We start from the raw sequence: 22,015 nt of genomic DNA, 5'->3' as shown, positions 1-22,015 counted from the left end.
AAAGTTGGCTTTCAGCGGGCGGGCTCTCTGATAAGGAAGGTTTTTTTGCCTGATAAAACGGCTGCGGGAAAGCGAGAGATGCAGGCAATTAATCAATTGCCGCAATAGTGTGCGCATCCCTGCGAATGGCACCATCCCTCTTCTTACAATGAACAACCTCTATGATTTTACACATCCTCCCTGGTACGCCCCGGCTGTTTGGCGCTGGCGAGTAATCTGCGCCCTGACTGCGCCCCTTTTTGGCTGACCGCTTCTGCACTAAAAAGATCTGGATCGTGGCGGGGGGCCTCTGGTCGATACTGGAAATTACCATCGCCAGGGCAGGCGAGATGGGAATGGCGCTGGTGGGCGAATTAGTTATTTGCTGCTGCTGATTGGCAGCTGTTTTCTGGCGATCCCGTGGATGCCCTCCGCCAGTACAGTTATTTTGATGATGACGCTGGGCAATACGCTGAATGCGTTGGTCAATAATGTCTACTGGTCAGTGGTGATTGACGTTACGCCGCACGCCAGCGTGGGCGCTTATAGCGGCATTACGCTGGCAATAGCAAACCTGGCATCGATCATTTCGCCCATGCTAAGCGGTGGGCTGGCGCAATATCAGGGTTATAACGCGATCTTTACCGCTACCGCGCTGATTGTTTTCGCCAGTATGCTGGAAATGTCGCTGCTGCAACCAGAAAAAAGCTGGTTATGACTGGGCGGGAGCCAGTGCCCGTTAGCCGGGTAACCACCTCTTAATTAACCGCGCCGCACAGACCCGCGCGTCAGCACAGAAAAAGCAGGCACTCGTTCCACCATGAATGGGAAGAATACCTGCTCTGTTTCTGTTTTATCGCACCGGGATATTATTTTTTCTGGTTAAGGTAATCGGTCAGGAAATGCTGTGCATTGCCATAGGATGAAAGTGATTCGCTGTAGTTAATGCGGTAAGGCTGCTTCTCATCGGGCAAATAAAGTTCGCCTGAATCCCTGCCAAAGACATTTAACACCACAAAACGATTACCATTAACCGTAAGTGAATAGCTGATCTTTTTATCACTCTTTTGCACATCCATTATCTGAATGCGTTGACTCCAGGGATGATCGATATTTGTGATCTGTACCAGTGCTTTATTATCCTGGCGCGGACCGTAGCGCAATATCCAGACCTGAACGCCCTCTTCGCCCTGCCAGGCCATCACTTTTTCAGCAACTTCCGGACGGGAAAATGATGCATTCTGAGAGGCTATTTTATCCTGCGCAATCACCTGGCTGGACAAGGGTATAAATGCCAGCACAGCCAGCATAAAAGCAATATTTATTTTTTTCACCGACAAACTCCTTTTTTGTTTCGGGGCGGGGAAAATAATAATCAATAAATATCTGTCGTCAATGGGGTTTATATAAATTAGCGACACTGGCCGTTAAAACGGCGCGCGGATTTATTTCGAATGTATATAATTGGCATGTTTTTATTAGTGGATTAATTAAATAAAACCGGCCATGAAAGGCCGGCTTAAATTAATTATTTTTTTAATGTCAGAACGCTTCCCATCCCTCTGTCGTGGAATTCTGTTTCGGACGCGCAGGCACAGAATATGCAACCTTTACAACCGTTTTTTTGCGGCTGCTTGTGACAACGTCACGCCTGTGGCAAGACGAAAGGTCGCTACCATCTGGTTCAGATGTCGGGCCTGATCTTCCAGCTGGCTGGCCGCCGAAGATGACTCTTCAACCAGCGAGGCGTTTTGCTGCGTGACCTGATCCAGTTCGACCACTGCAATGCCTACCTGGCTGATGCCACGGCTTTGCTCTTCAGAAGCAGAGGAAATTTCATCCATAATATCGTGCACCTGCTTAACCCCAACCACGATGGCTTCCATCGACTCTTCAGCGGCAACCGCCAGCTTTGTGCCTTTTTCCACACGTGAAGAGGACTCATCAATCAGCCCTTTAATATCTTTGGCCGCTGCCGCGCTGCGCTGGGCCAGATTGCGCACCTCTCCCGCAACCACTGCAAAGCCGCGCCCGTTTTCTCCGGCGCGTGCCGCCTCTACTGCAGCATTCAATGCCAGGATATTGGTCTGGAAGGCGATGCTTTCGATCACGCCGGTGATCTCAGCGATTTTCTTTGCGCTTTCTTCCAGGTCGTAAATGGTCTTGATTACCCCATCAACAATATCTCCGCCTTTCTCAGCGGTCTCTGACGCCGATAACGCCAGTTTGGATGCCTGCAGCGCATTATCCGCATTCTGTTTTACGGTAGCGGTGATCTGTTCCATGCTGGCTGCCGTCTGTTCCAGTGAAGCGGCCTGCTGTTCCGTACGCGATGAGAGATCGGCATTGCCTGCGGCAATCTCGCTAACGCCGGTAAGAATGGTTTCAGAGCCGCTGCGCACGTTGCTGACGGTATTGACCAGCGCCTGTTGCATACGCGCCAGGCCATTATGCAGTCGCCCCATTTCAGTACGCGCCAGCGGATCTATTTTTACCGGCTGCGTGAGATCGCCATGTTCAATCGCATTAATATGGTTAAGCGCGGCAGTGAGCGGCTGCAACAGCACGCGCTGCAGCACACGCCAGCTAAGCGCAACGCAGGCTAATACCAGTAGCATCACGCCTGTCAGCAACATTTTCATTCGCTGGAAATGTTGGCTGCTGTCCTCAGCGGCCTGGCTGGTCAGATAATTGACCGCGCTGCGCCAGCGCTCGTAATCTTCCAGCATCGCCTGCTGTTTCGGCGCGGCATTAATGGCAAACATTGCGGCCAGGCTGTGCGTATCCGCCGTGTCCATGAGTTGCTGCAACAGCGTCGAGTAAGCTTTATAGCTGGCGTTAAGTTCAGCAGTCAGATGCGGGTCAAGCTGTTTCAACGGCGCGCCAGACTGATATTCCTGATACCAGCGCTCCGCCTCCTGCAGCTGTTGGCGTCCATGCTGGATCATCCCCGGCACTTTTGCGCTGGCTGGGCCTTCCTGCTGGATCCAAATAACGATACGGTTAGCATCGGAGCGCACCGCATTCAGCGCATACCAGGCGTTGGTCAGCGCAGTGACCTTGTCATTGGCCGTGGTGGCAGTAAGGAAATTTTCCTTGTCATTGCTGAGTGAATTAAGAAACAGTCCGCCGGAAGCGAATTGCAGTAGGCCAAACAGAGCGATACAGCAAATCAGAAAGGTGGATGTTTTAATACGGCTAAAAAAGGACATAGCTCCCTCAAATAAAGTGATAAACATCACATTTATCGGCAACTTTACCGGTAACATTAGTATCATTGCTTAATCATCAGGCAGTTGAAAAGGCAGATTATGCTGTAATCTGTTGCTGTAAGAGATGGTGGTTACGAGAGAGTACAAAACCCGGTTAGATTATCCGTTAATCTGACGATCACCACGGCCCATTGATCCCTGGTTTATTTATGCATTTTGATCGGGCTGGATTGTCTGGTCATGAACAACGTATGATGACGCCGGTCATGCAGTGTTGTTACCCTGCTGGCCCAAACAGGGAAACCCTGTATAAATCAAACGCAGCGTAATGGCTATCTGTCAGAGCCGCTAACCTGTTGCAGCGCCTGAGCTACCGAAGCACATAGGATTGAGGGCAGAATTTGTCCATAATAAGTAATGCCTTAGCTGTTGTTAGGTTTTACTTATTGATTCAATAATGGATACGCATTAGATCTCAATCACATTTTTCGGTAACTTTCACGCTAACCAATATGAAGGAGTAACTGATGTCTATCATTAACACCAAAATCAAACCGTTCAAAAACAGCGCGTTCAAAAACGGTGAGTTCATCGAAGTGACTGAGAAAGACGTTGAAGGTAAATGGAGCGTATTCTTCTTTTACCCGGCTGACTTCACCTTCGTTTGCCCGACTGAACTGGGTGACGTGGCTGACCACTACGCAGAATTCCAGAAAATGGGCGTAGACATTTACTCTGTTTCTACTGATACCCACTTCACGCACAAAGCCTGGCACGGCAGCTCTGAAACCATCGCGAAAATCCAGTACGCGATGATCGGCGACCCGACCGGCGCGCTGACCCGTAACTTCGACATCATGCGCGAAGATCAGGGTCTGGCTGACCGTGGTACCTTCATCGTTGACCCGGAAGGTATCATCCAGGCAGTAGAAATCACTGCTGAAGGCATCGGCCGTGACGCCTCTGACCTGCTGCGTAAAGTGAAGGCAGCTCAGTACGTTGCCAGCCACCCGGGCGAAGTGTGCCCTGCAAAATGGAAAGAAGGCGAAGCAACACTGGCTCCGTCTCTGGACCTGGTTGGCAAAATCTAAGTTAGCCTCGCTCTTTATATTTTCATCGGGTGCTGCGGCACCCGATTTTTTGCCTGGAGACCCTCATGCTCGACACCACGATGAAAAACCAACTCAAGGCCTATCTTGAGAAATTAACCAAGCCTGTTGAGTTAATCGCGACGCTGGATGACAGCGCCAAGTCCGCTGAAATCAAAGCGTTGCTGACTGAGATTGCTGAGCTGTCTGAAAAAGTCACGTTCCGTGAAGACAACACCCTGCCGGAGCGTAAACCCTCATTCCTGATTACTAACCCAGGCAACACTACCGGCCCGCGTTTTGCCGGTTCGCCGCTGGGTCACGAATTTACTTCGCTGGTGCTGGCACTGCTGCAGACCGGCGGACATCCGTCAAAAGAGACACAGGCGCTGCTGGATCAGATCCGCCAGCTGGATGACGACCTGCATTTTGAAACCTATTACTCGCTTTCCTGCCATAACTGCCCTGACGTGGTACAGGCGCTGAACCTGATGGCGATTCTGAATCCGCGCATCAGCCATACGGCGATCGACGGCGGCGTATTCCAGAGCGAAATCCAGGATCGCAATGTGATGGGCGTTCCTGCAGTGTTCCTGAACGGTAAAGAGTTTGGTCAGGGTCGCATGAGTCTGGCGGAGATCGTCAGCAAAGTGGACGTTAACGCAGATAAACGCGCGGCGGAAGAGCTGAATAAGCGTGACGCTTACGACGTGCTGATTGTCGGCAGCGGCCCGGCGGGCGCAGCGGCAGCGATTTACTCAGCGCGTAAAGGCATTCGTACTGCTCTGCTGGGCGAACGTTTTGGTGGACAGGTGCTGGATACGGTGGATATCGAAAACTATATCTCCGTACCGAAAACCGAAGGTTCTAAACTGGCCGGCGCGCTGAAAGCGCACGTAAGCGAATATGCTATCGATGTTATCGACAGCCAGAGCGCCAGCAAGCTGATCCCGGCCAGCGTTGAAGGCGGCTTGCATACCATTAAAACCGCCTCCGGCGCTGAGCTGAAATCACGCAGCATTATCGTGGCGACCGGCGCACGCTGGCGTAACATGAACGTGCCGGGCGAAGAGCAGTACCGCACCCGTGGCGTTACCTACTGCCCACACTGCGACGGCCCGCTGTACAAAGGCAAACGCGTTGCGGTTATTGGCGGCGGTAACTCCGGCGTTGAAGCGGCGATCGATCTGGCAGGCATCGTTGAACACGTTACCCTGCTGGAATTTGCCCCAGCGATGAAAGCGGATGCCGTGCTGCAGGAAAAAGTACGCAGCCTGCAGAACGTGGACATTATTCTTAATGCGCAAACGCTGGAAGTGAAAGGCGACGGCAGCAAGCTGACCAGCCTGGAATACAAAGACCGCGTAAACGACACGGTTCATCAGCTGGACGTTGCCGGTATTTTCGTGCAGATTGGTTTGCTGCCGAACACCACCTGGCTGGATGGCACCATTGAGCGCAACCAGATGGGCGAAATTATGATCGACGCAAAATGCGAAACCAGCGTGAAAGGCATCTTTGCTGCCGGTGACTGCACCACTGTACCGTACAAGCAGATCATCATCGCCAGCGGCGAAGGCGCAAAAGCCTCACTGAGCGCGTTTGATTACCTGATCCGTACTCAGCCGGTCGGCTAAGGCCCACCCGCAAAAAAAAGCAGCGGCATCTTCGGATGCCGTTTTTTTTGCCCGGGGTTCAGCGGTCGAGAAAGCGTTGCGGATGATCCGCGATGAGAGACTGGACATTGTCGTAGCGCCCAAAGAGACGGTAGCGATTGCTGGCGATCAAATCATAGCAGCGGTTGCTGAGGGTCGCAGGCAGCAGACGCAACAGCGCCAGGATACGCCACGGCCAGGGCAGCCCGGCCATGACACGAAATATTGCTTCCGCGCGCAGATAAACTTTCCCCTGCCTAATCAGCACAATCGTACTGATGTTTTCTGTAGAGAGCCCTGCCCAGCGCAGTAGCGCTTTGCCCTGCTCGCTCTGCACCGCCGCCAGCCTCACCGTACGATATTTATCGTAGCGTAGCAGGAAATTCACCCACCCGTTACAGAGCCGGCAGGTGCCGTCATACAGCACTACCTGCTCGTCAGGTGAAATCAATGGCGGTGCGGCGCGATCACTCATTGCGGATGCCAGGATCCTCATCGCTAATCGACACAGGATCTTCATCTTCGGTGCCGCTATCCAGCTCATGCAGGCTAATCAGCTGTACCGGCGCATCTTCCAGCCTGTCCAGCCAGCGTTCGCTCACGTCCGGCAGGCTGGTAAACTGCCCGTCAAGAAACAAGAAATCGAGCTGCTCACCCAAATCTTCCAGTAATTCTTCTGGCGCGCTGTAGTTTTCGCCATGCAGATCGCTGCCATCAATTTGATACCCGATCAGCCCATCATGCACGTTCGCCTGGCCCAGTTCGATAACGTGGCCATCGATATTTTGCGCCAGTATGGTACCGTCGCAGTAGAAAAGGTTATAGGGCATTAAGTCCTGGTTACGATTATCGGGCATAATTCCTCCTGTATGGCATTCAGGTTGATAAGTATAGCCAGGCTCTGCAAGGACGCTTATTGTGTGTTGTCCAGCCGCGTCATCGCCTCGATAAACGCCTCTTCGCTCACGCCATACAGCGAATGCTTAACCCCAAGGCGGAACGCATCCTGCAACAGCTGATAAAGCGCGCGCAGATCATCCAGCGTGCGCCGCTCCGGCTGCGCGCCATAGCGGCTAAAACGTCGGTTCTCCAGCGACAGCTGACCGCCGTCCGGCAGATAACGTGCCGCCAGCAGATGATGCCGAAAGTGCGAGTGCGGCCAGGTCGAGACGAAATGATTGGCCATCAGGTAATCGGAAGGATACTGCGTCACCAGATCGAAGCGATAGAGCGGCAGCCACTCCTGGTTACGCCGCTGGCACAGCAGCCACTCTTCACCCAGCGACTGCAATTGATATTCGCCGTGCGGCGTGGTCTGCACCCGATCTGCCTGCAGGCGAATCGGCGCGCTCAGCGTCGGGCCGCCAAAGCCTACATCGGCAATCCAGAAATCCTCTTCCAGTTGCACCAGCAGCAACATATGGGTACGCGGCGGCACAGACGGCGGCTGGGCAATCACGACTCTGGCCGCCAGCCCGCGTGCATCGAACCCCATCTGCTGCAGCGCCAGCAGAAACAGCGCGTTCTGCTCATAGCAGTAACCACCACGCCGCGCTACGACCAGCTTCTCCTGAATTGCTTCGGTTTCAAGGTGAATCGGGCGATCAAGAAGCACATCCAGGTTTTCAAAGGGTATAGCGCATACGTGCGCCTGATGCAGCTGTGCCAGCGTCGTTAATGAAGGGCGCGTCGCGCCGGTAAAACCGATACGCGCCAGATAAGCGTGAAGATCAAACGGCATAATTTCTTCCTGGTGAAAACGATGCTTATCTTATAGCTGATTTCTGGCGCGGGGTTTGATGCCAGGTGCGCGAGGCATCCATTCATTTTATTTGACTAATCCCACGCTGTTTTTTAACAGCTGACGCGCTCGCCAACAACTTATAATCATTTCGTCGTCGTCCGCGTTGTCGGCCAGGCCGCCCAAACGCGAACAGAGCGCATCGTAACTCAATGCCCGCCTTTCCTGTGCTAACGCTACGACAGCCCGACCCACTAACGCCAAAAACTCGGAGTCATGCTCTACATCTTCAGATAACCAGGACAATTTTTTTTCCCTCCTTCGGTGAAAAAAGACCCCTTAACTATGAACGCTCAAAAAATTTGGGGATCCCTGTAATCGATTTCTGAGACTTATCTCACGTTGAAGATTGTCAAGGCGCAGCGGCGGCTGGGCAAAGCGCTTAGATAAATCTATAACATTTTAATAACCTACCTGCGGTTAATAAAAAAGAGGCAAAAATGAAATGGCGTTCTGGCGTCCAGCATGGATTGAATTTGTACAGAAGCTGTTCCGCCAGGCTTTCGCGGCAGCAGCCTGTCAGCGTCGCGAGCAGCGCCTCCGCTCCGTAAAAACATATCTCAGCTATGCTTAAGTAACGATTTAACAAGGCAAAAAGGAGCAAGAATGAAAAAGCGACTGGCGATACTGCTGTTGATGGCAAGCTGCGGCGTGGTACAGGCAGCAGACGAAGCAAGCAGCGAAGCGCAATCCTATATTGCGGGACTCTGCACCATCACCGGTGAACAGCAAGCGGCGGACGCATCACAGGAAGAGTATGTGCAGAAGCTTAAAGATATGGTGATGCGCGGTTCGGCTCCTTATGGCATGGACACGCCTGAATTTAATCAGGACGAAGCGGAAAAGGTAGCGGATGCTTATAGCAAACTGCCTGACGAGGTGAAAAAAAGTAATCTTAAAGATGTCGCCGCCTGTAAAAAAGCAACGCTGGCGCAGTATCAAAAAGCAGAGTAAATGGGTTAACAGAGCGGGCTACGGCCCGCTTCTGCCGGACAGGCTTTACTCTTTGCCAGTCAAAAAACGATAAATCACCGCAAGATCCTGCTCGCCATAGCCCGCTTCCACGGCCTGCTGCCAGAGCTGAGCAATATGCTGAAGTCCCGGCATCGACTGATCTTCCGCCGCGCTCAGCGCCAGCTGCGCATCTTTAAGCGCCCAGACCAGCTGCATTTGGGGCGTATAGTCGCCGCCCCTGATGGTCTCCAGCTTTACCTTTGCATAGGGCGCTGCTAACGGCCCGCCTTCCAGCACCGACCAGAGTTCGTCAGGAGTAAAACCAAACTGTTGCGCCAGACTGGTGCTTTCCGCCAGCCCCTGCATCATGCTAATCAGCCAGGCGTTTACCACCAGTTTCATTCGCGAACCGGCGCCCGCTTCACCCAACCAACGCGCGCCCTTGCTGATAGCGGCAAACACAGGCTCCAGGCGCGCCGCACGCTGCCGATCGCCGCTGGCCAGCACCAGAATCTGCGCATTTTCGGCAGGCGCTTTGGTGCCGGAAACCGGCGCATCGATATAGACCACATCCGGGCGCGCCGCGACCAGCTGAGAAATAAGTTTGTCGGTGGCTTCCACACCGATGGTGCCCATCTGGCAGAAGATAGCGTTGGGCTTTAACGCTGGCATTATTTGTTGCAGAACGCGTTCGGTGGTTGCGCCGTCTGACAGCATCGCCAACACAACTTCAGCCTGTTCTGCCGCCTGCTGCGGCTCATCACACAGTTGCATGCCCGCTGCCGCCAGATCCTCACCGCGTGCCCGGGTGCGGTTCCAGCCTGCTACCTGAAATTCTTTCTTTACCAGGTTAGCAGCGAAAGCATGCCCCATGGCGCCTAATCCCAATACCGCTACCGCGGGACGTTGATTCATGGTGTAAATCCTTCTGGTTAAATGTCGGTTAATACTGACCTGGGTCTTGATAATAGTCTCGTTTTATATCAGCCAGATTATTAGCTGTTTTCTGCGGCATTCCGGCGGTTTATGCGTGATTTGTCACCGCTGGACTGAAATATTTTATTAGCGCTTTTTGCAAAATATGACCGGGCTGCCAGGCTTAAACGCAGATGTTACGGAACGTTATCAATTATTTCTGCCGCAGGACGCCTTTATGAAAATCATCCTTCCTCCCTCTTCTGCCCGCTTTATAGCAGCACCCACCCTGCTGGTTTTTAGCTGCATCTGCGCAGCGGCCAGCGATAAATCGACCCTGGTGGTGAGCGCCTCCCCTGGCGGCCTTTCCGAACTGGACACGCCAGCTGCCGTGAGCGTGATCAACGGCGACGATCTGCGTCTGGCCGCGCCGCGCGTTAATCTGTCGGAGAATCTCTCCGGCCTTCCTGGCGTACAAATCCAGAACAGACAGAACTATGCGCAGGATTTGCAGATTTCGATTCGCGGGTTTGGCTCGCGCTCTACCTATGGCGTGCGCGGTATGCGTATTTATGTGGATGGCATCCCGGCAACGATGCCGGACGGTCAGGGCCAAACGTCTAATATCGATCTCAATTCGGTGGATCGCGTGGAAGTGCTGCGTGGTCCCTTTTCCGCGCTCTACGGTAACGCCTCGGGCGGCGTAATCAACATTGAGACCCTGAAAGGCAGTCAGCCCGCCAGCATTGAGGCCAGTAGCTATTATGGCAGCTTCGGTAGCTGGCGCTACGGCCTGAAGGCACAGGGCGCAACCGGCGATGGCAGTCAGGTGGGTGATGTTGATTATGCGGTTTCCACAACCCGTTTTAGCACTCACGGTTACCGCGATCACAGCAGCGCGCAAAAGAATCTCGGCAACGCGCGGCTGGGGGTGCGTATTGATGATGTCAGTACCTTAACGCTGCTGTTTAACAGCGTGGATATCAAAGCCCAGGACGCTGGCGGCCTGACCAACACAGAATGGCACGATAACCCGCGCCAGTCTCCGCGCGCGGAAGAGTACAATACGCGCAAAACAACAAAGCAAACGCAGGCCGGGCTGCGCTATGAACGTCAGATAAGCGAAAAAGATGACTTCCGCCTGATGGCGTGGGCGGGCGAACGTGAAACGGTGCAGTATCAGTCGATCCCGCGCGCGCCGCAGCTAAAACCGACCCATGCCGGCGGCGTAATTGATTTAACCCGTCACTATCAGGGTATCGATGTGCGCTGGACGCATCGTGACGCCATCGGCGCGATCCCCGTAACGCTCACCGGCGGGATTGATTACGAAACCATGAGCGAACGTCGCAAAGGCTATGAAAACTTCATTATGCAAAAGGGCACGCCAGCTTTTGGTCATAAGGGCGACCTGCGCCGCAACGAGCGCAACCTGATGTGGAACCTCGATCCCTATTTGCAGACCTCCTGGCAACTTACGCCTGAGCTGACGCTGGATGCGGGGGTGCGTTTCAGCACGGTGAATTTTGATGATAATGATCACTACATCACCGCTGACAACGGCGACGATAGCGGCGAAGCGCGCTATCACCGCTGGCTGCCTGCCGCCGCGCTGAAATATGCGCTGACGGATGCCTGGAATATCTACACCTCTGCCGGACGCGGTTTCGAGTCGCCGACCATTACCGAACTTTCCTATCGCAACGATGACCAGGGCGGTCTGAATAACCTCCTGCAACCCTCAACCAGCGATACGCTGGAGATTGGTAGCAAAACCCGTATTGGCAACGGTCTGTTCAGCGCCGCACTCTTCCAGACCGATACCAAAAATGAAATTGTTGTCGCCAACAGCGAAGGCGGACGCAGCAGCTATAAAAATGCCGGGCAGACGCGGCGACGCGGTCTGGAGCTGGCGCTCGATCAGCAGTTTGCCCTTGACTGGCGACTGCGGCTCTCCTGGACACTGCTGGATGCCACCTATCGCGACAGCAGCAGCAGCGCCAAAAATCCGGTGACGCGCGGCAATCGTCTGCCCGGCATTGCCCGCAATATGGCCTGGGCGGCGCTGGAATATGCGCCAGAAACCGGCTGGTACGGCGGTGCCGAGCTGCGCTATATGGGTGAGATTCAGGCCAACGATAGCAACAGTGAACAGGCTCCGACTTATGCGGTGACCGCGCTGAACGGCGGCTATAAGTACCGCGCCGGGAACTGGGTACTGGATCTGTTTGGCCGCGTTGATAATCTGTTTGACCGCCGCTATGTGGGTTCGGTGATTGTTAATGAAGGCAATGGCCGCTACTTCGAACCAGCGCCAGGACGTAATTACGGCGTGGGCGCTTCACTGAGCTGGGAATTTAATTAATTCTGCGTTTAGCCCGCACGCGGATAATGTATCAGGTCGTGAATTAACGCTGGCCGGTCGCTGCTATTGCGGTAGGCGTGCGGCACGTCGGCGTTAAAACGCAGCACTTCGCCCTGTTTCAACAGATGCCATTGTTGCGCAACCCGCACCTCCAGCGTACCGGCAATCACCACCACATGTTCTGTTACCCCTGGCGCGTGGGGAGCCGACTCGCTAAACGCACCGGCGGAAAAAGTAATCCCCAGCAGATCGAACCCCAGCAACGGATCGAAATCAGCCAGCGGCCTGACCTGCATCTGTGCATTGCGTTGCTGAAACGGCGGCCGTTCACCGTCGCGATAGTGCGTTACCTCCGCTGGCGCTTCAGGCGGCGTGATAAACAGCGAAAACGGCACGGCAAAGCCGGTGGCGATTTTCCACAGCGTGGCAACCGTAGGGCTTGATTCGCCGCGTTCAATTTGCCCCAGCATCGCCTTACTGACGCCGCTGTGTTCTGCTGCCTGCGTCAGGCTCCACTGGCGCTGCACACGTAAGGCTTTTAGCGTTTGAGCGAGGTGTTGCGTGAGTGCCTGCATCCTTTTCCTCCCGAATGTTATCTTGTGCGCTATAACGCACAATGCTACTGTGTGCGTTATAGCGCACAGGAGAGAATACTATGTTATCGGTGCCGCATGCACGTCAGATTGCTTTCCCGGCTGCGATCGCCGGGTTTATCGCAACGCTTATTGGCTACGCCAGCTCAGCGGCGATTATTTATCAGGCTGCCGCCGCTGCCGGTGTCAGTGCGGATGAGATCGGTGGTTGGTTTACCGCGCTGGGCCTGGCGATGGGCATCAGCTCCCTTGGCTTTTCTCTCTGGTATCGCCAGCCGATCCTTACTGCCTGGTCAACCCCTGGCGCCGCCATGCTGGCAACCAGTCTTGACGGCGTTACACTGTCACAAACTATTGGCGTTTTTATCTTTACCAATTTGTTAATTGTGCTGTGCGGCATTACCGGGCTGTTTGCCCGCTTAATGAAAGTGATCCCTCAGGCGATTACCGCCGCCATGCTGGCCGGGATTTTATTGCGCTTTGGTCTGCAGGCCTTCGGCGCGCTACCCACCGATCTGTTGTTATGCGGAATAATGTGTGTTAGCTGGCTGCTGGCGCGTCGGCTGCTGCCGCGTTATGCGATTATTATCACTCTGCTGGCAGGCCTGTTGGTGACGCTGGCGCGCGGCGATCTGCATTTGGCCCAGCCATTGCTGACGCTGCGCTGGCCATCGTTTACTATGCCGTCATTCTCCCTGTCAACGCTACTGGGCGTTGGGTTGCCTTTTTTCCTGGTGACCATGGCCTCGCAAAATGCGCCGGGCATCGCTACGCTGCAGGCGCATGGCTATAACGCGCCGGTTTCACCATTAATTGGCTGGAGCGGCATGATTGCCCTGCTGCTGTCGCCTTTCGGCGGCTTTTCCGTTTGTCTTGCCGCCATTACCACCGCTATCTGTATGAGTGAGGAAGTGCATCCCGATCGCACTAAGCGCTGGCTGGCTGCAGCCTGCGCCGGCATTTTTTATCTGCTGGCGGGCCTGTTTGGCGGTGCCGTGGGCCTGCTGTTGACCGCCCTGCCGATGGCGCTGATTCATATCCTTGCCGGGCTGGCGCTATTGAACACGCTGACCAGCAGTATTCAGCGAGCGCTGCATCAGGAAGAGACACGCGATGCGGCTATGGTTACCTTTTTAGTGACCGCTTCCGGCATTTCGCTGGCAGGCACAGGCGCGCCATTCTGGGGTTTATTAACAGGAATGCTGGTATGGCTGATATTATCAGCTCATCGGCTTCGCTAATAAGAACAAGCGTTTGTTTAACGTGCGCGTTCAGAGGTAATGGAAATAGCTGTACAGGTTTTTTATTTCTTGTACAGGTATGGGCGTTTGCCGCTTGATCATCACTTGCTTGCCGGATGAACAAACAATTAAATTACCTGTGGGTTATTACCCTGCGAAATATTCATCAGGGAAACAATAATTGAATAAGCTGATTAACCAGAAAGAGTGAGTTAATAGCAAAACAGCCGGGATAAAAAAACACTCCGACATAATTACAAAAATTATGTCGGAGTGAAGAGGCGTAAAAAATTGGAATTGCCGTGGGCGTTACTCTGCTGGTTTACGCCCTCCGCCATGGCTGTTCTGGCCGCCTTTGCGCCCAGCTTCTGAAGCTTTCTGCGGGTTATTCTTGAAGTTGCCCCCGCTACGCTGACCGCCTTTTTTGCCAGCCTCGGAGGCACGCTGCCGATCGTTTGCGAAATTACCTGCACCACCACGATACTGAGTCATAACAATTCCTCTTTTCTTAACATTAAAGGGGGCAACTCACTCTCCCAGTGGGAGATAAGTAAGCGTAACAACGTTATTAAATGTAGAAGCTCAGTAACGAAGTGCAACTATTTCACCTTCCCTTAAAAGCGCCTCCGTCTGATAAAACTGCTCAGCCTGCAATTGTTTTAATTAATAATTAATCCATAAATACATAATAAGAATTGCTGTTTAAGATTTTTCCTAAAATGAGCACAATTAAGCTTGCGTCTGATTTTTTTAGATAATTTCCACTTTGTTAACATTCATCTATAGTTACTCAGGGACAGGGAGAGAGCATGTTGATAAAAAGGTTGCGCTGCGAAAAGGCGTACCGCGAGAGAGAATTGTTTCTGGTGAGGATGGCGAATACGATCTCTTGCTCTTGTTGATCAACGCGCCCCGGCTGTTATGGTGATCAACTGGGCGTTTTTCAGGCAATGACAGTGCCTCCTGATGCCTTATTTTACAGCCACCTGTCGCATTTTCTGTGCTGCTTGCCTTTGCAAGGGGAATATCAATCAAATACGCGCTCTTTTCCGGCGTTTGATTTATCTCATGTAAAGATAAGATCATTCGAATAGCAGATACCATACGATTTTCTGCCTCTGGCAGCGTCAAATAAGGGCCCTTACAGGTGGCAAAAACATTTTTACGCAGTGGGAATTTGGATGCCGTACTTGCTTTAGGTGAGAATGGTCAGCCGGTTTACCTTTCTGCGCTTCAGTTGCGCGAAACTCTGCGCCTGCGCAAGCAGCAAAAACTTGCCGATTGTCTGGCGATCCCGCAGACCAACGAACGCGGCGACCGGCTGGACTGGTACGCCCCTTTTAATGGCCGGGTAAAATCCTGGCTTAACGCCAGCGAAAGCGAGCGTCGTCAGGCGCTGGCCGAGCTGGAAAGCTATCAACAAACGCTGACTGCCATGAGCCAACGCGCGCTCAGCGCGGACAAGCCAGCACTTAAACTCTTCGGCGCTCTGCTTAGCAAAGCCTTCCAGTTTCCCGATCGTCAATATGTTTATCTGGTAAATGGTCGCCCGGTGCTGACTTTCTGGGGCTTTGTCGATCTGGATAAGCGTTCACGCAGCGATGCGCTTGATTGCCTGCGCAGTTCGCTTCAGCCTGAGCCGATCTCCGATGCTCCTTTGATTAGCACACCTGTGGCTGAGATTTTACCGCTGCCGCCAAAAGCTGAACCCGAACCCGAACCCGAACCTGAACCGGCAGCGCAACCGGTAGCCCCCGCCGCCTCCATTAGCGCTTATCAGGCAATTAATGAACTGCATGAGGAAGAAGAACCCTCGGTCGAGCCGCAGCCGGTACCTACACCGAAGCGTTCGCGTCGTCTGCTGTGGGTCGCTGCGCCGCTGGGGCTGGCTATCGCCGCTGCGCTGGCGTTTACCTTCTGGCCTGCTCAACCGGAGCCTGTCACTGCCGAATCAGCCAAAACAGCAGAGACACTGCCAGCGATCAAACCGCGCGTGGTGATCCCGGCGGCCACCCAGGCACAAACTCTTGCGCTGCATAAAACCCTGCCGCTCAGCAACGCGGCGGTGGTGCCCGCGCAGCCGGAAACGCCTGTGTTACCGGATCCCGCGCCGGTTACCGCGCCGGCGGCCAAAGATGATCTGGTGATGCCGACCAACGCAGTGCGAAACGGTTCGGTTGCATTCCTTGACGGTAACTGGCGCGTTTCGTTACAGCTTCGCAATATGCCTGGTTTCAAAGCGCCTACCGTGCGTTATCAGTTCCGCGACGGTAAAGGCTCCGCAACCCTTGTTCAGGGCAATGGCACCCGCTGTAAGGCAGAAGCCACCGCTGGCCTGATGAGCTCAGGCAATCTGATTATCAACAGCCGCTATACCGCCCGGTGCGCGAACGGTACGCGTTATAAAATGCCGCAGCTGGTGTGTAAACAAGGGGATGGCGCCGCCGTGTGTGAAGCGCAGTTTGGCAGCGATGCCGCATTTCCAATGACGATCAAGCGTGAGAGTAAATAAGAATGCTGGCGCCCATCACCGATTTTAAACAAAAAATTACCCTGATTGCCGAAAGCGGTATTCAGTTTCTTGATTTTGCTATTGCCGTTCAGGAGAGCCAGTCGCGTAAATTTGTACGCCAGACGGCGAACGGCCCGCTGCTGCGCATTACGCATGATGCCGCCAGCGGCCGTTTTTTGCTGCCGCTGGAAGATGGCGCTGCGCCAGAGGTGGTGAAGCCAGAATGCAGCACCACTCAGGAGCAATCGCTGAACCTGCTTAACGGGATTTGGCTGCCTGTACCGGTTCTGCGCTGCGCTCCGCCGCGCCAGTTTATCGGCGGCCCGGAAAACTGGGCGCGCATGCAGATTGCCGCGCTGGATAAACCGGATGTGGAAGGCCATACCCATCGCGTGATCCTGGCATTTGATACCCAAACTGCGGCTGACGACAGCGATCAGGCGCAGCTGGCCCTGACCCCTTCTGACGCCAATAACGGCGTGGGCTTTGCCCTTGCCTGGCAAAACTATGAACTCGGCGACTTCCTCGACCTGACCTGGGTTGACGGCTGGCTACGTGAAGTTTTTACCCAGCGTGCCACTGAGCTGGAGTCGCGTCACGACAGCGACATTAAAATGGCGCTACGCGAATTTGAATATCAGGCGCACTACCTGAACCTGCTTGAACTGCTGGGCACCCAGCTGGCGCTGACCGATATTCGTGTTCTTACCGCCACGCTGCAGGAGCCGGTCGTGAATGTCGATCTGATCCTCGACGTTGGCAACTCCCATACCTGCGGCATTTTGGTGGAAGATCATCCCGACGAAGTCAACGGCCTGAAGCAGACCTACGAACTGCAGCTGCGCGACCTTTCGCAACCGCACCGGGTGTATAACGAAATGTTCGACAGCCGGGTTGAATTCGCGGAAGCGCATTTCGGCAAAAAGAACTTTTCCGTGGAGAGCGGGCGTGAAGAGGCATTTGTCTGGCCTTCATTAACCCGCGTGGGCCGCGAAGCGAGCCGTATGGCGCTGCAGCGTGCCGGAACCGAAGGAACCACCGGTATTTCCAGTCCGCGTCGTTATTTGTGGGATGAAGCCCGTTACGCCGCAGGCTGGCGCTTTAATCACGCCGATCGCGCGGGCGCAGAGCCGCAGGCGATCGCAGAACCGCTGATGACCCTGATTAACGATGAAGGCGAGCCGCTGTGGCAGATCGAGGAAGATGAGCGGCTGCCGGTGTTTTCAGCGCACTACAGCCGCAGCTCCCTGATGACCTTTATGCTGAGCGAACTGCTGGCTCAGGCGATGATGCAGATGAACAGCGCCGCTCAGCGGCAGAAAATGCCGCACAGCTATGCGCCGCGTCAGCTGCGTCACATTATTCTTACCCTGCCCTCAGCGATGCCGAAGCCAGAGCGGGAGATTTTCCGCAGCCGTATGCAGGATGCGATTGGTCTGGTATGGAAAGCGATGGGCTGGCATCCCGCCGATGCGCCGTTTGACAGCCTGAGCGATAAAGCACTCAGCAGCCGTCCGGTGCCCGATGTGCAGATGGAGTGGGATGAAGCGACCTGTGGACAGATGGTTTACCTGTTCAATGAAACCCAGGTTAACTTTGCTGGTCGCGCGGAAGCCTTTTTCGCCAGCATGGCGCGCCCCGATCGTCTGCGCGACGCCAATGAGCCTGCCGGTAAAACGCTGCGTATCGCCTCCATTGATATCGGCGGCGGCACCACAGACCTGGCGATTACCCATTACGCGCTGGACGACGGTCAGGGCAACAACGTAAAAATCAACCCGCGCCTGCTGTTCCGTGAAGGCTTTAAGGTGGCTGGCGATGATATTTTGTTGGATGTGATCCAGCTTTATGTCCTGCCTGCGCTGCATTCCTCCCTGAAACAGGCCGGACTGGGTAACCCTGATATACTGCTGGATAAGCTGTTCGGCTATGACGGGCGCATGGATGGTTTTTCCACGCTGCGTCAACAGGCGACGCTGCAACTCTTTATCCCGCTGGCACAGGCGATTCTTGAACGCTATGAGAGCTATGATCCGCTGGATGTCAGCGCGGAGATCGAAGCGCTGTATGGCGAACTGCTGACGCAGCGTCCCGGCGCGGCGGTGCTTGATTATATTAATGGCGAGGTGCAGCGCGCGCTTGGCGGCCAGCTGGCGTTTGATATTTTGCAGGTGCCGCTGGTGGTAAGCCTCAGCAAGCTGCACGGCGAATTTTTGTCGCACCGGATGGCAATTGTGCCTGCGCTGCGCTCGATGGCGGAGGTGATTTCACTTTACAGCTGTGATGTACTGCTGTTGACCGGTCGCCCTTCCCGTTTCCCTGGCGTGCAGGCGCTGTTCCGTCATCTGCAGCCGCTACCGGGCAGCCGCATTCTGTCGCTGGAGGGCTATCACACCAGCGACTGGTATCCGTTTAACAAAATGGGCCGTATTGATAACCCGAAATCAACTGCGGCGGTGGGCGCAATGCTCTGCCTGCTGGCTCTGGATTTACGTTTGTCGAGCTTCTGGTTTAAGGCCGGTGATTTCCAGCCTTACTCCACTATTCGCTATCTCGGGATGCTGGATGATAACCATGCGTTGTCCAGTGAAAACGTCTGCTACAGCGAAATCGACCTGGATGACCCCAGCTGGACGCCCGATCGCAAAAGCAGTTTCCAGATCCGTGGCAATGTTTGCCTGGGCTTCCGTCAGCTGGATAATGACCGCTGGCTGGCGTCGCCGCTATACAGTCTGACTATTAATGATGCGCAGCTGGCGCGTAAGGTCGCTGGCGACAGCGTACTGCGTGTAAAGCTGGCGGTGGAGCCTGGCACCCAGTCAGGATCGCCGGAGCGCTTTGTGCTGGCTGATGCCCGGCTGGATGACGGTACGCGCGTACCGCTTTCCCAGCTCAGCCTGAAACTGAATACATTGTCCGCCAGTGGCAATGCCAATGCCCAATACTGGATCGACAGCGGGAGCGTATTTAAGAAATGACAGCCTTTACGCTGAAACAGCAGGTTTCTTCGTTCAGCCAGCAGTTAGTGGAAATGAACGAAGGCATCGACCTCGCCCTTTCATGGATCGATGCACAGCGCGTGCAGTCGCCGCGCCTGGATATAGAGGCAGATGGCCTAAAACTCGCTCTGCGCCGGGGTAAATATCGGCTGCGCCAGATGCAAAAGACGCAGCCTGACGAAAACACGCTCGGCTTTTATGGACTTTCACAGGCGGGAAAAGCCTCGCTGCTGCAGGCGCTGGTAGGCGATGTTCAGGGAAAGTTAACCGCCAGTTTTGGCGGTAAAGCCCTTAACTATCTCACGCATATCAATCCCGGCAATCAGGATTATGGCATGGCAACACGCTTCAGCCACTGCCGCGAGCCAGAAGATGCCAGCCGGCCCCTGTGCTTAACGCTGTTAAGCGAAGCGGAAATGACGCGCATGGTGCTGATGGCCGCCTTTCAGCAGCCGCAGGGCGAACCGGAAGCGAAACAGCTTGAGGCGCGGCTGGAACATTTGCAGCGTCTGCGTCAACCGCAGCCGGTTAAAGGCGCTGCCAGCGATGAGCTGGTTGCGCTGTGGGATTTTTGCCGACGTCATGATGCAGGTCGTGCCGCGCTACTCAACCGCCATTTCTGGCCGCAGGCCTGTGAACTGGCACCGCTGCTCAGCGTGGACGACCGCGCCCAACTGTTCGCGTTACTGTGGAATGATGATGAAACCCTGACCGCGCTGTGGCGACAGCTGGCGCATACTCTGCATGCGTTACAGCATGCGCCATACGTACTGGCGCCGCTTTCGCTGCTGGTTGATGACTCACTGCTACCGGCCGAGCTGCTGTTCAGTACCGCCGCCACGCCAAACCATGCCACGCGCCGTGCGGAAGTGGTGCCCTGGCTGGCTGGACGCGCCGCCAGCCCGGTCACGCTGTCACTGACGGAACTGCAGTTGCTGACGCTGGAAGTGCAGATCCCATTATCTACTCCGCCGCGTCAGGCCCTGTTCGATCAGGTGGATGTGGTAGATATTCCCGGCTACGGCGTTGCACTGGATGAAGATACGCGCCAGGAGCAGGCGCAGGCTGCTCAACGCGATCCGCTGCTGGCACGGCTGATGCAGGCCAGGCGCGCGCTGTTTCTTGAGTTTTATGGTGAACGTCACGGTCTGGATCTGTTGCTGGTATCTACTGCCGCCAGCCAGCGCCATGACGCCAGTTTCGTTGCACGCATGTTAACGCAGTGGCTGAAAACCATGCGTCTCGGTGAAGGCGAACAGCAAAGCGGTCATAAGCCAGTGCTGGTATGGTCGGTAACCCGTTTCGATGGCCGTTATGTGCAGTCAGCGAATATCGACGAAGCGGTACAGCGCCAAACGGGCACCGCTGGCAGCGACTGGGGATCGATGCTGGCGCAGGATGCGGGCGGCATTGAGCGTATGGCAAGCTGGCTGCAAAACGAGATCAAACCGGAAAAAAAACAACAGCGCATGCAGGAACAGACGCAGCGTCTGAGCCGCGAGCTTAGCGATCGCCTGTTGGCCAGTTGGGCGCAGCCGGTTGACGATGTACAGCAGAAACAGCAGATTGCCGATGATCTGTTAAAAGCGCTGCAAACCCGTACCGGCCTGCACGGCGAATTACTGGAGCGATTACAACCCTCGCGTGAGCAGCTGCGCACGCTCTATTTGTTGCCGCAGCAGCAGGCCGCCGCCGGAGCGCATGCCACGCCAGCCGCGCCCAATTTACCGGGCAGCCATTTTGGCATTGGCTTTGAATTCGACCTGTTCAGCAATCAGCCAGAACCGGCGCTGGATGGTGAAAGCGAAGAACCGGTATTGGATAACGACAGCCTGTTTGCTCATAACGTGCAGCGCTACTGGATCTACCATTTGCGCAGCCTGCCGGATAACGATGGTCTGCTCTCGTTGTTGGGCGTAAGCAAAACAACGTTGCAAATGTTAACAGAGGAGCTGATCACCGCCAGTTTCCGCCTGGATATCGCAGGCAGCCTGTTACGCACGTTAACCGAGCATGAAGCCAGCAACGCGCCGCGCGAAGGCAAGGTGGATCGTCAGGTTTCACGAGCGTTGACGGTGCTGGGAGACTTTGTCGCCTGGCTCGGCTTCCTGAAGCGCGACGCGGCGGAACGGCCCGACAGCCGCGTGAATCGCGGCCAGAAGATTTTTGCCCAACCGCAAACGCCTGCTGTGACTTTTGGCAGCACGCAGCGTCTGACGCGCCTTTCCGCTGCGCCAGCCAATACTACCGCCTTTTATATTTATGACTGGCTGGTTGGCCTGAATACGCTGATTGTAGAGAACAACGGCTATGCGGGCGGCAGTGAGATTGCCGATAGCGCACGACTGCCGTTAAAGCAGGCGCTGAAACTCATCCGCGCCTAAAGATCCTGCAGGGCAACGCTGCCCTGCAGTTTTTATTACCCGCAAACCTGAACCCGCTGCACAATAAACTCCCCCTGTAATTCGCGCGCCGCCTCTTCCAGCAGCTCGATAATCGCCGCCAGATCTGCACGCTGCTGTACAGAAGGTAAATGATAAAGCCACGCGCGCGCCGGTAGCCGTAATTCGCCCGTCAGCATATCCCATAGCGCATCGATGCTGGCGCCTGGTTTTCCGACGATGCCGCTCTGCTCAGTAAAGCAGCGGTAAAACTCTTCGCCGCTGCGGATTGCTAAAAAATCGAAGTGCATTTCCAGCAC

At 54.8% G+C, this 22,015-nt stretch carries 18 protein-coding genes and 1 pseudogene; 9 read left to right on the top strand and 10 right to left on the bottom strand.

Annotated features, from left to right (window positions below):
* Positions 1–382: 382 nt before the first annotated feature.
* Positions 383–697: pseudogene (locus ACQE32_RS05155) on the top strand (MFS transporter); the annotation flags it as partial.
* A gap of 151 nt (positions 698–848) precedes the next feature.
* On the opposite strand, the gene ACQE32_RS05150 reads toward ACQE32_RS05155, so the two are convergent.
* Both ACQE32_RS05150 and ACQE32_RS05145 read right to left on the bottom strand, forming a co-directional pair.
* Positions 849–1,313 carry a hypothetical protein gene (locus ACQE32_RS05150; protein ID WP_426972571.1) on the bottom strand — a complete coding sequence of 155 codons (465 nt, stop codon included), beginning with the start codon at positions 1,311–1,313 and terminating at the stop codon, positions 849–851.
* A 276-nt stretch (positions 1,314–1,589) separates the two neighbouring features.
* Complete coding sequence (locus ACQE32_RS05145; RefSeq protein ID WP_427021428.1) at positions 1,590–3,191, bottom strand: methyl-accepting chemotaxis protein; 1,602 nt, start codon at positions 3,189–3,191, stop codon at positions 1,590–1,592.
* 527 nt (positions 3,192–3,718) lie between these two features.
* Here ACQE32_RS05145 and ahpC point away from each other — a divergent pair.
* Positions 3,719–4,282, top strand: coding sequence for an alkyl hydroperoxide reductase subunit C (gene ahpC / locus ACQE32_RS05140; protein WP_085071716.1), 564 nt, complete (start codon positions 3,719–3,721; stop codon positions 4,280–4,282).
* 65 nt (positions 4,283–4,347) lie between these two features.
* Positions 4,348–5,916, top strand: coding sequence for an alkyl hydroperoxide reductase subunit F (gene ahpF, locus ACQE32_RS05135; RefSeq protein ID WP_426981706.1), 1,569 nt, complete (start codon positions 4,348–4,350; stop codon positions 5,914–5,916).
* Between the two features lie 58 nt (positions 5,917–5,974).
* Here the strand turns inward: ahpF and ACQE32_RS05130 are convergent, their stop codons facing one another.
* From ACQE32_RS05130 to ACQE32_RS05120, 3 genes are read right to left on the bottom strand one after another with little or no spacing between them, the layout of a single operon-like run.
* Complete coding sequence (locus tag ACQE32_RS05130) at positions 5,975–6,409, bottom strand: thiol-disulfide oxidoreductase DCC family protein (protein ID WP_426972567.1); 435 nt, start codon at positions 6,407–6,409, stop codon at positions 5,975–5,977.
* Positions 6,402–6,791 carry a hypothetical protein gene (locus ACQE32_RS05125; RefSeq protein WP_250649968.1) on the bottom strand — a complete coding sequence of 130 codons (390 nt, stop codon included), beginning with the start codon at positions 6,789–6,791 and terminating at the stop codon, positions 6,402–6,404. The genes ACQE32_RS05130 and ACQE32_RS05125 overlap by 8 nt, the downstream gene beginning before the upstream one ends.
* 56 nt (positions 6,792–6,847) lie before the next feature.
* On the bottom strand, positions 6,848–7,675 hold the full coding sequence (locus tag ACQE32_RS05120) for an arylamine N-acetyltransferase family protein (RefSeq protein ID WP_426972566.1): 828 nt from the start codon (positions 7,673–7,675) through the stop codon (positions 6,848–6,850).
* Positions 7,676–8,341: 666 nt separating this feature from the next.
* On the opposite strand from ACQE32_RS05120, the gene ACQE32_RS05115 reads away from it, so the two are divergent.
* Complete coding sequence (locus tag ACQE32_RS05115; RefSeq protein WP_427021427.1) at positions 8,342–8,689, top strand: hypothetical protein; 348 nt, start codon at positions 8,342–8,344, stop codon at positions 8,687–8,689.
* 45 nt (positions 8,690–8,734) lie between these two features.
* Here the strand turns inward: ACQE32_RS05115 and ACQE32_RS05110 are convergent, their stop codons facing one another.
* Positions 8,735–9,604 (bottom strand): NAD(P)-dependent oxidoreductase, encoded by an 870-nt coding sequence (locus tag ACQE32_RS05110; RefSeq protein WP_426981708.1) that lies wholly within the window; start codon positions 9,602–9,604, stop codon positions 8,735–8,737.
* A 238-nt stretch (positions 9,605–9,842) separates the two neighbouring features.
* Between ACQE32_RS05110 and pqqU the strand changes: the two genes are divergently transcribed.
* Positions 9,843–11,969: a TonB-dependent receptor PqqU gene (gene pqqU, locus ACQE32_RS05105; protein WP_427021426.1), complete on the top strand. Its 2,127-nt coding sequence runs from the start codon at positions 9,843–9,845 to the stop codon at positions 11,967–11,969.
* 8 nt (positions 11,970–11,977) lie between these two features.
* Here pqqU and ACQE32_RS05100 read toward each other — a convergent pair whose 3' ends face one another.
* Positions 11,978–12,544, bottom strand: a complete 567-nt coding sequence (locus ACQE32_RS05100) for a helix-turn-helix domain-containing protein (protein WP_426981710.1) — start codon at positions 12,542–12,544, stop codon at positions 11,978–11,980.
* A gap of 80 nt (positions 12,545–12,624) precedes the next feature.
* Here ACQE32_RS05100 and ACQE32_RS05095 point away from each other — a divergent pair, with 80 nt between their 5' ends.
* Entirely contained in the window at positions 12,625–13,803 is a 1,179-nt protein-coding gene (locus tag ACQE32_RS05095; protein WP_427021425.1) for a benzoate/H(+) symporter BenE family transporter, read from the top strand.
* Positions 13,804–14,112: 309 nt separating this feature from the next.
* On the opposite strand, the gene ACQE32_RS05090 is transcribed toward ACQE32_RS05095, so the two are convergent.
* Entirely contained in the window at positions 14,113–14,295 is a 183-nt protein-coding gene (locus tag ACQE32_RS05090; protein ID WP_038626107.1) for a general stress protein, read from the bottom strand.
* A gap of 294 nt (positions 14,296–14,589) precedes the next feature.
* The gene (locus tag ACQE32_RS05085; RefSeq protein WP_426972555.1) at positions 14,590–14,907 is read right to left on the bottom strand and encodes a hypothetical protein; all 318 of its coding nucleotides are present in this window, start codon (positions 14,905–14,907) and stop codon (positions 14,590–14,592) included.
* Positions 14,908–14,950: 43 nt separating this feature from the next.
* Between ACQE32_RS05085 and ACQE32_RS05080 the strand changes: the two genes are divergently transcribed.
* Genes ACQE32_RS05080 through ACQE32_RS05070 form a run of 3 tightly spaced genes read left to right on the top strand, consistent with a single transcriptional unit; the run spans position 14,951 to position 21,698 of the window.
* Positions 14,951–16,315 carry an SrfA family protein gene (locus ACQE32_RS05080; protein ID WP_426981713.1) on the top strand — a complete coding sequence of 455 codons (1,365 nt, stop codon included), beginning with the start codon at positions 14,951–14,953 and terminating at the stop codon, positions 16,313–16,315.
* A 2-nt stretch (positions 16,316–16,317) separates the two neighbouring features.
* Positions 16,318–19,293, top strand: coding sequence for a virulence factor SrfB (locus ACQE32_RS05075; RefSeq protein ID WP_426972551.1), 2,976 nt, complete (start codon positions 16,318–16,320; stop codon positions 19,291–19,293).
* Positions 19,290–21,698, top strand: coding sequence for a virulence factor SrfC family protein (locus ACQE32_RS05070; protein ID WP_427021424.1), 2,409 nt, complete (start codon positions 19,290–19,292; stop codon positions 21,696–21,698). Before ACQE32_RS05075 ends, ACQE32_RS05070 begins: the two co-directional genes overlap by 4 nt.
* Before the next feature lie 35 nt (positions 21,699–21,733).
* Here the strand turns inward: ACQE32_RS05070 and ACQE32_RS05065 are convergent, their stop codons facing one another.
* Positions 21,734–22,006 carry a barstar family protein gene (locus tag ACQE32_RS05065; RefSeq protein WP_427021747.1) on the bottom strand — a complete coding sequence of 91 codons (273 nt, stop codon included), beginning with the start codon at positions 22,004–22,006 and terminating at the stop codon, positions 21,734–21,736.
* Between the last annotated feature and the right edge of the window lie 9 nt (positions 22,007–22,015).

The organism is Pantoea sp. FN0302, assembly GCF_050113775.1.
Taxonomy (GTDB): domain Bacteria; phylum Pseudomonadota; class Gammaproteobacteria; order Enterobacterales; family Enterobacteriaceae; genus Mixta; species Mixta alhagi.
The sequence above is the reverse complement of the archived record's forward strand: the minus strand, read 5'-3'. Positions and strand labels throughout refer to the sequence as shown.

Excerpts from the sequence above, each read along its gene's own strand:
- ACQE32_RS05145 (WP_427021428.1), bottom strand. The coding sequence starts at position 3,191 with ATGTCCTTTTTTAGCCGTATTAAAACATCCACCTTTCTGATTTGCTGT.
- ahpC (WP_085071716.1), top strand. The coding sequence starts at position 3,719 with ATGTCTATCATTAACACCAAAATCAAACCGTTCAAAAACAGCGCGTTC.
- ahpF (WP_426981706.1), top strand. The coding sequence starts at position 4,348 with ATGCTCGACACCACGATGAAAAACCAACTCAAGGCCTATCTTGAGAAA.
- ACQE32_RS05130 (WP_426972567.1), bottom strand. The coding sequence starts at position 6,409 with ATGAGTGATCGCGCCGCACCGCCATTGATTTCACCTGACGAGCAGGTA.
- ACQE32_RS05125 (WP_250649968.1), bottom strand. The coding sequence starts at position 6,791 with ATGCCCGATAATCGTAACCAGGACTTAATGCCCTATAACCTTTTCTAC.
- ACQE32_RS05120 (WP_426972566.1), bottom strand. The coding sequence starts at position 7,675 with ATGCCGTTTGATCTTCACGCTTATCTGGCGCGTATCGGTTTTACCGGC.
- ACQE32_RS05115 (WP_427021427.1), top strand. The coding sequence starts at position 8,342 with ATGAAAAAGCGACTGGCGATACTGCTGTTGATGGCAAGCTGCGGCGTG.
- ACQE32_RS05110 (WP_426981708.1), bottom strand. The coding sequence starts at position 9,604 with ATGAATCAACGTCCCGCGGTAGCGGTATTGGGATTAGGCGCCATGGGG.
- pqqU (WP_427021426.1), top strand. The coding sequence starts at position 9,843 with ATGAAAATCATCCTTCCTCCCTCTTCTGCCCGCTTTATAGCAGCACCC.
- ACQE32_RS05100 (WP_426981710.1), bottom strand. The coding sequence starts at position 12,544 with ATGCAGGCACTCACGCAACACCTCGCTCAAACGCTAAAAGCCTTACGT.
- ACQE32_RS05095 (WP_427021425.1), top strand. The coding sequence starts at position 12,625 with ATGTTATCGGTGCCGCATGCACGTCAGATTGCTTTCCCGGCTGCGATC.
- ACQE32_RS05090 (WP_038626107.1), bottom strand. The coding sequence starts at position 14,295 with ATGACTCAGTATCGTGGTGGTGCAGGTAATTTCGCAAACGATCGGCAG.
- ACQE32_RS05085 (WP_426972555.1), bottom strand. The coding sequence starts at position 14,907 with ATGGTATCTGCTATTCGAATGATCTTATCTTTACATGAGATAAATCAA.
- ACQE32_RS05075 (WP_426972551.1), top strand. The coding sequence starts at position 16,318 with ATGCTGGCGCCCATCACCGATTTTAAACAAAAAATTACCCTGATTGCC.
- ACQE32_RS05070 (WP_427021424.1), top strand. The coding sequence starts at position 19,290 with ATGACAGCCTTTACGCTGAAACAGCAGGTTTCTTCGTTCAGCCAGCAG.
- ACQE32_RS05065 (WP_427021747.1), bottom strand. The coding sequence starts at position 22,006 with ATGCACTTCGATTTTTTAGCAATCCGCAGCGGCGAAGAGTTTTACCGC.